The sequence below is a fragment of the Peptoniphilus pacaensis genome (assembly GCF_900088125.1).
GTDB classification, from domain to species: domain Bacteria; phylum Bacillota; class Clostridia; order Tissierellales; family Peptoniphilaceae; genus Aedoeadaptatus; species Aedoeadaptatus pacaensis.
The window spans coordinates 641,086-656,183 of the sequence record NZ_FLQT01000003.1 but is presented as its reverse complement, the minus strand read 5'-3'; the positions used below and the strand labels follow the sequence as shown (position 1 = coordinate 656,183).

Below are 15,098 nucleotides of genomic sequence, written 5' to 3'. Positions count from 1 at the left end.
GTTATGAGATTACTACATCTGATCGCCGAAGAGCTCAGGCAGGGGAAGGAGGCCTTTCGCCGCTTTCCCCTGTCCATGGCCTTCGCCATCCTGGCGGCGATCTTTCAATGCCTGTGGCTGCATAAAAACGACGCCGTCGTCTTTCATGTATCGCCCTATCTTCTCGTCGCCCTGGCGGTTATCGGCTTTTTTACCACCACGGCGGCTTATTTATTTTTGGAAGGGGCGAGAGATAAGGAAAACTTCCACTCCATCCTCTTGGGCACCTGGATGGGGATTTTGCTTTTTCTCGTGATCAGCGGCTTTCGCCTGTCCGCCATGGGAAAAGAAGGGGTGGACATCTACACGGCCATGCCCACCTTGCTCCTCTTTGCCGCATCGGGGCTCATGGTCTTTTGCGGCGGAAAAATTCACGACGAGCGGCGCTTTCCCGCCTATGTTCTCGTCCTATTGATCGAAATCGCCGTGGCCTATCTCTACGCCTTCGTCCTCTTCGGGGCCCTGTGCCTCCTGGTCGTCGGGGCAGATGTCCTCTTCGGCATCGTGGATTTCTCCTCGGCGGTCATGTATCTCGCCACCATTTGCTTTATGCCCTTTATGGCGACGATCTTTCTCTCCCGCCTGAGTGCCGTGGAAAGCGGCCGCAGCCCCTACGGCGCGGGGATCCACGTCATCAACAATCTCTTCAATAATATTTTGGCGCCGGTCCTGGGCCTCTACGTCCTGCTCCTCTATGTCTATCTGGCGAAGATATTGATTCTGCGCCAGCTGCCCACCACCAGCGTGGTGAATCTCATCCTCTGGCCCATGACTCTGGCCGTCTTCGTCCTCTTTATGGTGGACCACAACCGGGACCGCACCGCCGCCTATTACTTCCGCAAGATCATTCCTCAGGCGGCGCTGCCCCTTTTGGGCCTTATGTACTACGCCTGGTTTTTGCGGGTGCATCAATACGGCCTCACGGAAAATCGCTACATGATCTTTGCCGTGGGCTTGTGGGTGGCCTTCGCCATGGTCCACTTCATCATCCAGAAGCGGGAACTGCACATGATTCTGCCCATGACTTTGGTGGCCGTGCTTCTGGTATCCGTCTTCGGCGGGCCCATCGGTGCCGACGGCGTGGCCTTTCGCTCTCAGAAAAATCGGCTTGACCGCATCCTCGCCGCCAATCACATGTTAAAGGGCGGCGAAGTGGTGCCTTCCAACAATCTCTCCGTGAAAGAAAAGCGGGAGATTCAGGAAATCGTCGAATACCTCACCCGACACCACGACGTGTCCCACGTGGCCTATTTGCGGGACGCCAATTCGGCGGAAGCCATCGAGCGAATCTACGGCTTTACCCCCGACGAGGGCGGCCCGGTAATGAATTTGAATTACGCCATGGATATGGCGAGTGGCATGGACATCTCCGGCTACGACAAGATCTACTTTATCGACTCCTACGGGGAAGGGGACCCGGAGACCTCGGAAGGCTTGAAGACCGAGCGGAGCCGCGGCCACCTGACCATTTACCTGACGGAGAAAGATACGCTCACCCTGAATCTAAAAGACGTTCGCGAAAAGATCCGCATTTTGCGCGAAACGAAAGAAGAAATCGAGCCCGAAGACCTCACGATGGAAGGGGAAAAGGGCGGCGTCTCCTACAAGATCTACATTACGGGCACGGTGTTTTTCGCCCCCATGGGGGAAGTGGACCCGGACGCCGGGATCTCTCTCTGCATCTTGGTGCGGGAGCAAGGAAAGTAATTGAGGAATAGGGAAGGAAGTTATAGCATTGCGTGAATTTTTGGAAGCCTTCGTCATGGTCTTTGTGGGGGAAATGGGGGACAAGTCGCAATTTTTGGCCCTGGCCTTCGCCACCACCTACGCCGCCGTACTGGCGGGACTCGTCATCTATACCTTGGTTCAAAACAAAAAGGCGAGGAAAGAAGGGGAATAAAAAACCAGCTGTGAGCGGCGGGAGTCGTTCACGGCTTTTTTCATGGAGAAAGAGCCGCCCGCCTGTGGGATCACATAGGGTATAATAGCTATAAGGAGGGCTTATGGGCAGTGATTATATTCCCGCAAACGGGATGCGGATTTTTCAAAAGAAGGGCGTCTTTTCCTTTAGCATGGATTCCGTGCTTCTGGCCGCATACGGCGAAAGCAAGGGTCGCGTGCTGGATCTGGGCTGCGGCAGCGGCTACCTGGCCTTAATGGCGGCGAAGGATGCCGACGAGGTGGTGGCGGTGGATCGCTTGAAGGAAGCCGTGGACTTGGTGGAAAAAAGCGCCGCGGCCAACGGCGTCGAAATCAAAACGGCGGTGGGGGACTTCAGAGAGCTGGAGCTCGCACCCTTTGACGTGATCTTTACCAATCCGCCCTTTTACAGAGACAGCATGACAAACGACGATCCGTCTATTTCCGCGGCGAAGCATTTGGATCCCGACATGCGCTGGTTTTACGAAGCCGCCCGCTTCTTAAAGCCCGGGGGCAAGATCTACGGCATCGTGGACGTGGCCCGCTTTCAGGAGGTCGTGGCGGATCTCACCGCGGCCAAGGTGGCGGTGAAGCGCATGCGTCCCGTCTATTGGAAGCGGGGCGAGGCGGCCCGGCGCATTCTCTTCGAAGGGGTCTTAGGCGGCGGTTGTTTTATGGTTCTGGAGCCCGCCCTTTATGTCTACGAGGACGGCGACTACAGCGAGGAGGTAGCAGGCTATTATGGCAGGTAAGGTGTATTTTTGTCCCACGCCCATCGGCAATTTGGAAGATATTACATTAAGGACCCTCAGGGTGCTGAAGGAAGTCGACGTGATTTTGGCGGAGGACACCCGCCACTCCCGGCCCCTTTTGAATCACTACGCCATCGCCACGCCCATGGAAAGCTACCACAAGTTTAACGAGGCGGAAAAAATCGCCGCCGTGCTGGCGCGGCTGGACGGTGGGGAAGATGTGGCGGTTATATCCGATGCGGGGATGCCCGGGGTGTCCGATCCCGGGGCCGTGCTTATGACGGCCCTGTTAAAGGAGGGCCGGCCCTACGAGGTGCTCCCCGGCGCCTGCGCCCACGTCAGCGCGTCGGTAATTGCCAATTTGGAAGAGGGACGCTACCTCTTCTGGGGCTTTCTGCCGCAAAAACACGGCGCCCGGGTGAAGACCCTGGAAAGCTTAAAGGACTTGCCCGTGCCCGTGATCTTTTACGAAGCGCCCCACCGCATCGAGAAATTTGCCCAGGATGTGATTGAAGCCATGGGCGATCGGGTGCTGATTTTTGTCCGGGAGATTTCCAAGATGTACGAGGAGCGCATCGAAACCACTGCCGAGGATTTCCTCACCCATATGGAGGACTACACCATTAAGGGGGAATTCGCCGTGGTGCTTATGCCTCAAAAAGAGGAAGAGGCTGTAGACATTCTTTCGGCTTTGAAAGAAAAAATCGACGAAGGCATGAGCCCTTCCAAGGCGGCGAAGGAAGTGGCCAAGGAATGGAATTTGCCGAAGAATGTGGTGTATAAGGAGAGTTTGAAGCTTTGAATCAAGAAGATCTGCTGGCCTTTCGCCGGGAAATCGGCGAGCTGAACGAAGCCCTAAAGACGAAGTACGATCCCCTGTTTCAAAAAACGGGGCGGGATTTTAAAAAGGCCCTTACGGAGGATGTGGGCACCATTCACAAGCTGGAGCCCTTAAGCGAGGAAGAGCTCCGGGTCGTGGGCTCCGTGGCCGGCGTGGACGGCTCGGTGATCCGCCAAGGCGGCGCTCATCCCCACTACGTGGAATTTTATCAGGGCCTGGCTCTGAGTATGCAGAAGAAGGAGCGGCGCATTCGCCGCATCTACACGCCCCTCCTCGCCGGGGACGACGCCGTGTGCGCGGAAAAGCTCCACGACCGCTATCTGGCCGAGGTGGAGCTGGAGGCGGCCATGGCCCTGGTGGAGGAGGAAGACGTGGCGGTCCTCATCATGGACGGGGGCCTCTTGCGCTACGCCATCAACTCCCCGGCCAAGTGGGAGGAGCTGAGGGGGCTCTGCCTGGCGAAAGAAACCCTCCTCGTCGGCGCCATTAAAGACATAAAGACCAGAGACATCGCCCGCCGCATGGACCGGGGGCGGGATTTCTACGACCGGGAATACTTAGCCGGCAAGCTGGACGTGGGCGAGATCTTGATCCTTGCAGAGGATAAAGACGATGAAGAAGAGGGCAAGACCGCCGCGGGCCTCGTGGGGGCCTTCTACCGCCCCACCCGCCACTGGGAAGTGGTGGGCATGGACGTCCTGGCCGAGCAAAAAGACGCGCTGAATTTCCTCGCCCGCCTGCTCTACACCCTGACGCCGAAAAACGGCCGGGGCGTGCCCTTTTGGATCGACATCGTGGACAAGGAAGTGAAAGTCAAGCAGAAAGAAGTGCGCCTGATTTTGGAAGAGGCGCTGGACCGAGATATGATGGAACGATTTTTCGTATCGGAAAGAGATCGGAGAGTATAAGAAAGTCGTAAACTCAGTACGTCAATGTGAAAGGAGAAAGTGATGAAACGTTTAGAAAGAGCCCTTTTACTTATGGTCCTCGCCATAAGCCTTTTGTTTTCTTCCGCGCCCACTTGGGCACAGGGGAATGAACCGGTCCACGTCTATATTTTATTGGATGCCCAATCCATGTATCCCGAGGAGACCCGCTTCGTCGGTACGATTACCGCTTTTGCCGAGCAAATTAAAAGGCAAAATCCGAGAAACCGCGTATCCGTCGTGGTGAAAAACGACGTCATGTCCAAGGATACATACGGGAACTTCTTCGGTAATTACAGAGGATTTACCCATCGCGAAAATCTCATTTTCGAAAAGCGCGACTATACCCTGAAAGACAGCATGGAGCGGGTGAAGGCAATGCAAAAAAAGGACGACCCGAGCCTTCGAAAAGTACTCCTTATCATCGATAGCGACGGCGATGTCGATACCGCTGCCGAAAGAAAATATGATTTCAGAACCCATTACCATCAATACGCAGACCTCGCAACCAAAACCTATCTCGATATCATGAGGACATCGGCGCCCTTCTGCAGAAATCAGGAGGTCTATTCCGTTCGCTTCCCCATCGGTATCGCAGACGCCGAGACGCCGGAAACCTATCCTTATATTTTAAAATCGACGAATCTCAGGAACCAATTCGGCAAGCAGATTCTCGACGGCTTGCAAAATCGGGGCTATTACGAAATGAAGGAATCGGACCCTCAAGAGCTGCACGGCGTCTTGCGTCAGTATGAAAAGAAAATAGCGGCGAGTACGTCGACGCGCGTTCCGGCGCCCTATACGATTACAGAGAGCATCAGCTCTGACTATCGTGGGAACCACACATACTCGGTATATGTTGCCGTGGAAAAAAAGCCCGAGGCGAAAGATGTAAGAAACCTTCGCTTCAATCTGACCCTCCCCGCCGGCCATGAAATCGTAAAGGACAATAAAGAACCCGGCTTCAGCACGGAAAGTGAGGTAAAGCTCGACAATATCAGCGGCGAATACGCTGAGATTCAGTGGAAGATTCGCTACCGGGGGAAAGCGCCGAAGGCCGGAGATAAGGTTATCCTTACTTACACAAACGATGATTATTTGCCGGAGCGCATGGAAAGGCAGCTTGATATTCGTCCCAAGACCCTTTGGGAATATTTTTGGAGTTTTCAGAACTTCAAGTATCCGAAATACGATCGCTATTCCAATTCTTATGTTCAAAGTCTATACGAGGGCTTGGAGGATCAAGAGAAAGAGCTTGTTGAGGAGGGCTTTAAAGATAGTAAAGGCGGGAACTGTTATGGTATGGCCTTTACGTCGATTTTAGCCAATGAAAACAAGCTGGATAAAGAAAGATTGGCGCTTAAAGATAACAATAATCTTCCTGTAAAAAACAGTGACGGCATTGGAAGGGCGAATAGAGATAGCGCAAAGGACATAGTTCTCTTATACCAAGCCTCTCAGGGATATGCGTTTCAGTATGATGATAAGTGGCGTGTGAAGGGTAATAAAGAGGGAATAGAGAAGCTGATCAGCTATATGCATAAGGTGGAAGAGAATGGGGCACCACCGGTTTTGCTCACTTTTAAATTTTATAAACGGTGGCCAATTCGAATTAACCATGCACTGGTGATGCATAGCATGACTCCTTTGTCGGGTGTTGAATACGACTATGTTATAGACTACTATGATTCCAATCGTCCGGGAGTTTCGAATCAACTTTTTGTGAACTCAAAAAATGGAAAGTTTAAATGGTCGCAAGATTATATTAATAAGGGTGAAATCACATGTGTGGTTGACGACGTGACCCTTTTAGATCCTTTCCGCATGACAGGTGTCAATGATCAATCGGAATTAGGTAAATTGCGCGATGCCTCATTTAAGCCTATTGTTTTTATAAGTCCGAGCTCCGGCATACTTTCATTGACGTCGCAAAAAAGCGGTCGGTCTTGGATCATCGATACGGACAATATGGAAAAGACGAAATTGGATTGGCGCTCCCTAAGTGCAGGGGAGGGGAGTGGCCGATATGTAATCACCCTTCCCGAAGGAGAAGTCGGCTATCGCTTGCGCCCCGAGCGCGGCGACAGATCTTTAGATGCCTTGGTTTCATACAAGGATCAACTGATCAATGTTACAGTATCTAAAGCCGGTGAGCTTACCTTTGATCCCAAAGGAACGCTTGGCATAAAGGGAGCCCAAGGTACGGTGCATGCAAAGTTGGTGCGCAACAAAAGGAAGGGCAGCGAAGAAAACTTTTACGCCGTCAAGGGAAGGGCAAATGGCGACATCGCTCTTTCCCAAACGAGCAGCGGCTTAAAAGGCGAAGGCAAGTTAAGTAACGTTCAACTGCGTTACGGCAGCGGAAAAAACAGGGAAGAGACGAAGGGAATAGCCGAATTCAACGGCGGCTACCTCCTCGGCGCAAAGGCCGCGGGCCTTCCCTTTAGCGACGTGGCACAAAGCAGCTGGTACTATCCCGCCGTACGCTACGTCTATGAAAAAGGACTGATGACGGGAGTGAATGCAGATACCTTCAGTCCCGAGACCACCATTACCCGGGCGCAAATGGCCCAGATCATTTACAATATGGAAGGCGGCAAGCGGGCGAAAAACCCCTCCTCATTTAAAGACGTTCCCTCAAGCCACTGGAGCTACAAGGCGGTGAGCTGGGCGAAGGAAAATAATATCGTCAAGGGCTACGAAGACGGCAGCTTTAAGCCCAACGCCCCCATCACCCGCCAGGATGCGGTGGCCATTTTGTACCGTTACAAAATCAAAGAGGCGACCGCTAACCTTTCAAGAAATAAGTACGACGGATTTAAAGATCGGGATCAAGTGGCGGCCTACGCCCAAGAGCCCATGGCATGGGCAGTGGACCGGGGCATCGTCAACGGCGACAATCACAAGCGCCTAAATCCGAGAAACCATATGAAGCGTGCGGAAATGGCGCAAATTTTAAAAAACGGAAATAAGATCCTCCATTAAAGCATATAGATCGGAGAGAGTGTGATGCAAATAAAAGTAGTGGGACTAACCAATCCCAGAGAGGTCACCGTGGGAAGTCGGGACCACAATTTTCGCGTGGCGGAATTTTTAATGATCGAAGACCCGGTGCAGGGGCCCATCCTCGGGGAAGTGGTAGAGGCACAGACCTACAACCGCTTCATCCCCATGGACGTGGGCGGCGATTTCGTCGACGACGGCGTGTTGGCCTCTTTGCGGCAATTGGGCTACGACATTCACAACGAAACCATTTACGTGGCCAAGGTGCGCTTTTTGCACGAGACCCCGTACCCGCCCCTCACGGGTTCCGACGCCCGGCGGCCGGAATTTTCGGAAATCCGCGGCCTTCTCGTGCCCACGGGCCCCGACGACGGCCTGGTCCTCGGCGCCATTCGCCACACGGATTACCTCTACGATGCCATGGAAGACAATCTCAAGGGGCTCTTTGAGCTTTACGAAGAGGGAGCTCATCTGCCTCAAAAAGACGTGCCCTATGTACTGGATCTGCGGGCTATGCACCAATACCCCCACATGGGGATTTTCGGCGGCAGCGGCAGCGGCAAGTCCTTCGGCATGCGTGTGCTCTTGGAAGAGCTTATGGAGAAAAACGTCCCCGGCGTGGTGCTGGACCCCCACTACGAAATGGACTTTTCCAATCCGGCGGAAGGGGGCAAGAGCTACGAAAAAAACCACCGGCGCTTTCAAATCGGCGTGGACATCGGCATCGACTTTTCGTCCATTTCCGCCGGCGATTTAAAAACCATTTTAAACGCCGTGTCGGAACTGTCCGAGGCCATGAAGAGTACCGTGGACCTCTTGTTCCAAAGCAAGAGCAGCTTCTCCACCTTTTCCGGGCGGCTCATCGACTTAATCGAAGGCCACGAAGCGGGCGGCACGGACAAGATTCGGGAAATGACCATGGATCCCTCGGCGGATCAGAAAAAGTGGCAGCGGGTGCAAAATCTCTACGAGCGCTTCGGCAAGTCCACCAACATTTCCTCTCTGCGGGGAATTTTGTGGCGGCTCAACAGCCTGGAGCGAGACGGCCTCTTTGCCGGGGACTCCAAGCCCGTGGAAGATGCCATCTTCGAAGGCAAGCTCGCCGTGATCCAAGGCTCGGTGAAGCTCATTCAAATGTATGCCACCTACATCATTCGCAATCTCTACAAAAAGCGCCGGGACTACAAAGACGCCCAGTTCGTGCAGCCCGCAGGCGGCGATTACTTCCCGCCCTTTTTCGTGGTCACCGACGAAAGCCACACCTTCGCCCCCAAGGGCCTCCCCGCCCCGTCCAAGACCGTGCTTCGTGAAATCGCTCAGGAAGGGCGAAAGTACGGCGTGTTTTTAATCCTCGCCACCCAGCGGCCCACCCTCTTAGACGACACCATCACCGCCCAGCTCAACTGCAAAATGATCTACCGCACCGTGCGGGCACAGGACATCGACACCATTCAGGGGGAAACGGACATTAGCGTGGAGGAATCACGCCGCCTGCCCTACCTGCAAACCGGCGACGTGTTTATTTCCTCATCCCATCTGGGCCGCACCACCTTCGCCCGCATCCGCATGGCGAGAACCACCTCGCCTCACACAGAAAACCCCTTCGACGAACTGAAGAAGGTCAAGACCGCTTCCCAAGACCAACTCCTGAAAGCCGCGGCGGAACTCTTCCCCATCTCCACGGCCAACGACATCCTTGCCGTGCTGCCGGAGCTGGAAAAGCGCGGCCTCTCCTTTACAAGAGAAGGCCTTATCAGCGCTCTGGACCAATTGGCGGAAGAGGGCAAAATCCAACGCAGCGTGGACTTTTTAGGCAACAGCAAATACGAAATGGTGGAATAGAGAATGGATAAAACGGACATCGACGGGTGTCCGTTTTTTGGTTATGGCAAAAGAATTTATGAAAAGCATGGTAAACACCAAATTTATTGACTATACTGGGAGTATCAAAGGAAGTGAAGGATAAGGAGGTAAAAATGAGAAGAAGGCTAGCTTTATTTTTGGCTTTGGTCGTGTTATTTACGTCTATACCTTTCGGTGTTTGGGCGAAAAGCGACAGAGTCAACAGCATAAGAAAGATTGACCGAGTCGCAGATGAACCGGATATGGGTATGCAAAAGCGACCGGAGGTGCCAATCGAAAAGGATGCAGCTATCGACCGAGAAGAGGCATTAGCACCAGTACAAAAACCGGAATCCTTGCCACAAGTGGCGATGATGCGTGCACCGGCGCCAAGGGAAAGGATCGAAATCAATTCTAAAGAAGATTTTTTAAAGCTTTGGAATACGACGGAATATTATAGCGGTTTTGGACCGTCTTCCTATCAACCGGGCCCCGGTTACGACAAGGGGGATGCGTGGCACCACGGCGTAAAGAATAAGGACATTGTTTTAAACGTGAACATCGAAGTATCTTCTGATGAAATCAATGCTCCGATTCAAAAAAATGAGCACGATCCCATTCACAACTTTGGCTTCGGTATGGAAGACTGTACCTTTAATGGGAATAATCACACCATTACCGTCACCAAGGGCACAAGGGACATCTATCCGCTCTTCGGCGATATTCGGAGTACCTACAACAATGAAACCTCGAGAGATATAAAAGACTTAAATATTCTCTATAAAGGCGATGTTGTAGGCTCCGCCTTTGCGAGAAACATTTTAAGCAGCAATTCATTTAGCCCGGTTGTCGATTATAAAATTTCAAATATTAAGGTCAACGTTGACGGAAACATTCTTCCCTATGCAACTCTAATTCCCGCCAAACAATCCCTCGGTAGAGAAGATATTCAGTCATCGGAATTCACCGGGTTTCCGCGCTTCGATACGGAGACCTTCGCGGTAGGTATGGCTTATCTTTTGGATAGTGCCGAAATCGACGGATACACTTTAAATGTGAAAGGCGATATCGGATCTCCTGAAGTAAAAAAACATAACTTGGCGAAGACCGATCTTGTCTACGCAAGGGCATCGGGACTATTCATTAGAAAAAATATGTATGACTTCAAGGTTTTTGCAGGCGTTAAAAACGTCGACATTCATGTCGGCGGCGGCATTTATGCACACGCACAAAATTTCCGCGCGGAAGCCTTTGGAATCGGAAGCGATGTTCAAAACAAGCGTTACACCGCTTTAAACATTGACGTCAAAGGCGACATTGAAGCCAAGGCAACGGGGAAAATCGTATTTACTAAAAACTATAGCTATGGCCATGAACCGTCTATGGCGGCGGGCTTTGCCAGAGATCTCCATCAATTGGAAAATTCAAAAATCAATGTCGGTGGTTCGATCAGATCCATCAACGAGACTGATATAGACATGGACACGACTGCCGCAGGCATTGGTTTATGGGACTATATAAATAACCATAAGGGACCGGGCGAATCGGGCTTAACCGATGAAAACAGTTTGGAAAAATACCCGCAGACCATAAAAAATGTCGAAGTCACTGTGGGCGGAGATATCTACGCCGAGTCCACGAAAGCACCGAAGTTTAACACGAATATCGTCATCGGAACGGAAGCCGTCGGCGGCATGCTGAACACCATGGAGTCCGGTCTAAGAAATTTTGATGATTTTTCCAATAACAAAATTAAAATCAACGGTGACATCGTAGCAAAATCGGCTTATGGACAAGTGACAAAAGCTGCTTTTTCGAGAGCGTATCTCTGGGGCTACTTTACCGGCAATAACAATGAGTTTTCGGCAAATTCAATTAAATCTACTGCAAAAGATAACTTTGCATACGCTGCGCCCTACTTGCATTTTCTAAAGGGAGAAAAGAACAAGGTCAGTGTACCGGGAGGTATTTTCGTCGATTCCTTAGAAGATTACGCGGCCGGTGTCGCCACGAACGTGACGGAATACGACGGCGAAAAGAATACGACGGAAGTAGGGCCTATTACGACGACGCACCCCGCCGAGGTCGCCGGTTTTGCCACGGAAATTCGCACCCATAAACACCACAGCAATCCTAAAGAGACCGACAAGCGTAAATTTTATGTGGCACCTGTGGTAAAGAATGTTCATATTGAACCTGAGATTATTGTTAACTCCGACGGCCAAGAGGGCAAGAGCAAAGTTTGGCTAGGCGGATTTACAGGGTACAATGCGGGAACAATAGAAAACTGCAGCGTGAGGATTAAAGCACCAATTGCACTAAAGGTATCGGAAGATGCAAAAGTCGGCGGATTTGTCGCCGAAAACGCAGGAAAGATTTTAAATTCGTCCGCTTGCATCAAGTCCATCGAAGTCGACGGCGGAGGAAATCATCTCAATGTTGCGGGATTCGCAGCTTATGGAAACGGCGACGCCATTAGAAATTCATCGGCTTTCGTCAATGATTCCATTAATGTAACCAACGGAAATTACGTCAACGTCGGGGGCTTTAGAGGAATCGCCTTTGATTGCACTGATGACAATAATGCCGCACAAATTGGCGAAGACTTAACTGCAACAGAAAACAAAGGACCTGTTACCATAGGCGGTTATGCAGGAAAGATTCAAGCTCATTCTGGTACATTGAATCCCGAGGTAAAAAACTCAACATCCCTAGTCTTTGGAGATGTAAAAGGACAAACAACAGCACCGTCTTTTAATGCTCAAGGAGCACCTATTTTAGGAAATACAAGTGCCGGATTTATCGGCGTCGTTCGAGGGAAAGTGTTCCAAGATTCCCAAGGAAGAACGGGTGTACGTCCGGTGGATGTTTTCGATTCTGCGGCTTATGTGGGCGGAAAGATGATATCTGAATATCCGGACAAAAATAGAATTAACGGATCTGTGGGAATACTTTTCGGCGGAAGATTAAAGGGCTTCACTGTTATAGCTAACTATACGGACGACGGCGCTCAAAATGTGATTACGGCCAACAATTATCTCGAGGGCATGGGCTACTCGAAATTTGATGAAAACACCAATTACTATGTGGAAGTAAAAGACGGCAAGCGCACGGCTTGGCCCATTTATGTGTCCGATCAACCGGACGGCTCACAAAGCTTTGACAAGACGAACCCTGACAAGCCCATTGGCGAAATCGAGATTGCACATAGAACCTTCCAGAAAGATTATTGGGAGAAGGATGCAAGTCCTGAAAAGGTGACTCTGCCTTACAAAGACTTCGATTATGTAAAAAATAATGGTGGATTGACTTTAGAAGGATTCTCGAAAGATAAAGATACCATCGCAACAGGCACCGATTTTTCCAAGGCGACCTTAGAAAAATACTGCGCGCGCCATATGGCCATTCGAAGCAACAAGGTCACTTACGATATCCTAGGCATACCGAGTCCTGCAAAGGTAGGAAAAGTCATCTTTGATTTAAACTACAAGAAGGATGACGGAAATGCGGCCGGTAAGTATAAAGAAGTCGAGGGAACTTTGGGCCTTGGACTCGCCGACAAATTCCCGCCAAATCCCCAACGTTCGGGCTATGAATTTTTGGGCTGGAACACGGCGGCTGACGGCAAGGGCGCGGCCTTCACTAAAGATTCTCTTGTAAATGAGGATGTGACGGTCTATGCCCAATGGAAGAAGATTGAAAAACCCGTAACGCCGCCGACGCCGGCAAAGCCCGGTGGGCAAAGCTATTTCGTGCCCTCGGTCAAGCTGAACACCAAGGATCACTTCGCCTATCTCTTCGGCTATCCGGACAGCACCTTCCGCCCCGACAAATCCATGACTCGGGCAGAAGTAGCGGCGATGTTCGTTCGCCTCATGGAAAAAGCACCGGATGCTTCCGCCGCATCCTTTAAGGACGTGGCGCCCGGCGCCTGGTATTACGACTACATTGCCAAGGCAGAAGCGGCAGGCATATTGAAGGGCTACGAAGACGGCAGCTTCCGTCCCCAAGGGGAAATCACTCGGGCGGAATTTGCGGCCATCGCTACCCGTTTCGACAAACTCAGCCCGGCGCCCATGGCCTTTACCGACGTGGCGAATGATTACTGGGCTCACGACGCCATCGCCGCCGCTTACGGCAAGGGATGGATCGCAGGCTACGAAGACAACACCTTCCGTCCCACGCAAAGTATTAAGCGCTCGGAAGTTGCGGCCCTGACCAATCAGGTTCTGAATCGTTTCGCCGATAAGGACTGGGTACAAGCCAATCGTCAAGCCATTATAAACTTTACGGATGTAAACGAAAGCCACTGGGCCTTCTATCCCATTACGGAAGCTACCAATGGCCACGATTACACGAGAAAACCCGACGGCAAAAACGAAACGTGGATTCAACTGAATCACCTCGAACGCAGATAAAATGAAACGGGCATCATCAGGTGCCCGTTTTTTGTATGAAAATTTTATCCCACAAAAAAAGCGTCCCGCGGGACGCTTTTTTTTGAGGAATGTTTTATGAGGAATGTTTTTTCGATTACAGGCCGAGTCTTTCCATGCCTTGTTCTTGAACTTCTTTCAATGCATTGTAGGAAATTTGCATTTGTTCTTGTTCTTTTTCGTTCAAGGGGACTTCGATGATTTTTTGGATGCCGTTGCGGCTCAGGACCACGGGAGTGCCCATGTAGATGTCGTCGCAGCCGTATTCGCCGTCCAGGTAGGCGCCCACGGTAATGATGGAGTGGGAGTCTTCGATGATGATGCGGCAAATTTTTGCAAGGACGGTGGCCACGCCGTAGTAGGTGGCGCCTTTGGCGTCGATGATGCGGTAGGCCTTGTCGCGAACGTCGGTGTAGATTTTTTCTTTGGCGGCGTCGATGTCGTCGGTCTTTTCGGCGAGCCATTCGTCTAAGTGGCGGCCGCCGATGGATGCTTGGCTCCATACGGGGAAGGAGGTGTCGCCGTGTTCGCCCATGATGCTGGCGGAAACGTCCCGGGCATCCAGATCCAGGTAGCGGGAGATTTCGTCGCAGAAGCGGGCGGAGTCCAAAGACGTGCCGGAAGAGATGACCCGTTCTTTCGGGAAGCCGGAGATCTTTAAGACGGCGTAGGTCAAAATGTCTACCGGGTTGGCGGCCACGAGGAAGATGCCGTTAAAGCCCGATTCCATAATTTGTTCCACCACGTCTTTGACGATGGCCAGGTTTTTGTGTACCAGGTCCAAGCGGCTTTCGCCGGGTTTTTGGGGCGCGCCGGCGGTAATGACGACGATGTCGGCATCGGCACAGTCGCTGTATTCGGCGGCGTAAATGGTCTTTGCGGCGTTGTAGGTTAAAGCGGCGGTTAAGTCCATGGCGTCACCTTGGGCTTTCTTCGTGTTCACGTCGATAATGCCCAGTTCGCGGCCCAGGCCTTTTAAGGTCATGGCAAAGGCGAAGGAGGATCCCACGGATCCGTCGCCGACGAGGATTACTTTTGCGTTGGGGTTTTTCATCATATTTGTCATCTTCAAGCTCCTTTAAATTCTTTTTCAATTCGTTTCTGATTATAGTCCCGAGAAGGAAAAAAGTGAATGGGAAAAGGGAAAAACTTTGACTTTGAGCGAAAACAATAAGGTCGACAAAATAGTAAATAAAAAATTGGTAAGACCGATGAATAGGCGATTGAGGTGATCCGGATCGCCTCTCGTCGCCGGCGGGAAAACGGGGAAAGTGCAACGGAAGGAAAGGAGCTGCTTTTTCTGAAGAAACGGTTTTCATGCAGCACCTGCGGAATTAAA

At 51.6% G+C, this 15,098-nt stretch carries 9 protein-coding genes; 8 read left to right on the top strand and 1 reads right to left on the bottom strand.

What is annotated here, in order from left to right:
* The first annotated feature begins 3 nt into the window (after positions 1-3).
* The 8 genes from BN7444_RS03110 (at position 4) to BN7444_RS03080 (ending at position 13,741) form a co-directional block, all read left to right on the top strand.
* Positions 4-1,746 carry a DUF4153 domain-containing protein gene (locus tag BN7444_RS03110; RefSeq protein ID WP_068455614.1) on the top strand — a complete coding sequence of 581 codons (1,743 nt, stop codon included), beginning with the start codon at positions 4-6 and terminating at the stop codon, positions 1,744-1,746.
* 28 nt (positions 1,747-1,774) lie between these two features.
* Positions 1,775-1,939 (top strand): TMEM165/GDT1 family protein, encoded by a 165-nt coding sequence (locus BN7444_RS09090; protein WP_082941239.1) that lies wholly within the window; start codon positions 1,775-1,777, stop codon positions 1,937-1,939.
* A 103-nt stretch (positions 1,940-2,042) separates the two neighbouring features.
* Positions 2,043-2,711: a tRNA1(Val) (adenine(37)-N6)-methyltransferase gene (locus BN7444_RS03105; RefSeq protein WP_068455611.1), complete on the top strand. Its 669-nt coding sequence runs from the start codon at positions 2,043-2,045 to the stop codon at positions 2,709-2,711.
* On the top strand, positions 2,701-3,513 hold the full coding sequence (gene rsmI / locus BN7444_RS03100) for a 16S rRNA (cytidine(1402)-2'-O)-methyltransferase (protein WP_068455608.1): 813 nt from the start codon (positions 2,701-2,703) through the stop codon (positions 3,511-3,513). The genes BN7444_RS03105 and rsmI overlap by 11 nt, the downstream gene beginning before the upstream one ends.
* The gene (locus tag BN7444_RS03095) at positions 3,510-4,460 is read left to right on the top strand and encodes a DNA double-strand break repair nuclease NurA (protein ID WP_082941238.1); all 951 of its coding nucleotides are present in this window, start codon (positions 3,510-3,512) and stop codon (positions 4,458-4,460) included. Before rsmI ends, BN7444_RS03095 begins: the two co-directional genes overlap by 4 nt.
* 42 nt (positions 4,461-4,502) lie before the next feature.
* A complete protein-coding gene (locus tag BN7444_RS03090; RefSeq protein ID WP_068455605.1) occupies positions 4,503-7,463 on the top strand; it encodes an S-layer homology domain-containing protein in 2,961 nt (986 codons plus the stop codon).
* Between the two features lie 24 nt (positions 7,464-7,487).
* On the top strand, positions 7,488-9,323 hold the full coding sequence (locus BN7444_RS03085; protein ID WP_245654186.1) for an ATP-binding protein: 1,836 nt from the start codon (positions 7,488-7,490) through the stop codon (positions 9,321-9,323).
* 134 nt (positions 9,324-9,457) lie between these two features.
* Positions 9,458-13,741, top strand: coding sequence for an S-layer homology domain-containing protein (locus tag BN7444_RS03080; protein ID WP_068455602.1), 4,284 nt, complete (start codon positions 9,458-9,460; stop codon positions 13,739-13,741).
* 115 nt (positions 13,742-13,856) lie between these two features.
* On the opposite strand, the gene BN7444_RS03075 is transcribed toward BN7444_RS03080, so the two are convergent.
* Positions 13,857-14,816 (bottom strand): L-lactate dehydrogenase, encoded by a 960-nt coding sequence (locus tag BN7444_RS03075; protein ID WP_082941351.1) that lies wholly within the window; start codon positions 14,814-14,816, stop codon positions 13,857-13,859.
* Between the last annotated feature and the right edge of the window lie 282 nt (positions 14,817-15,098).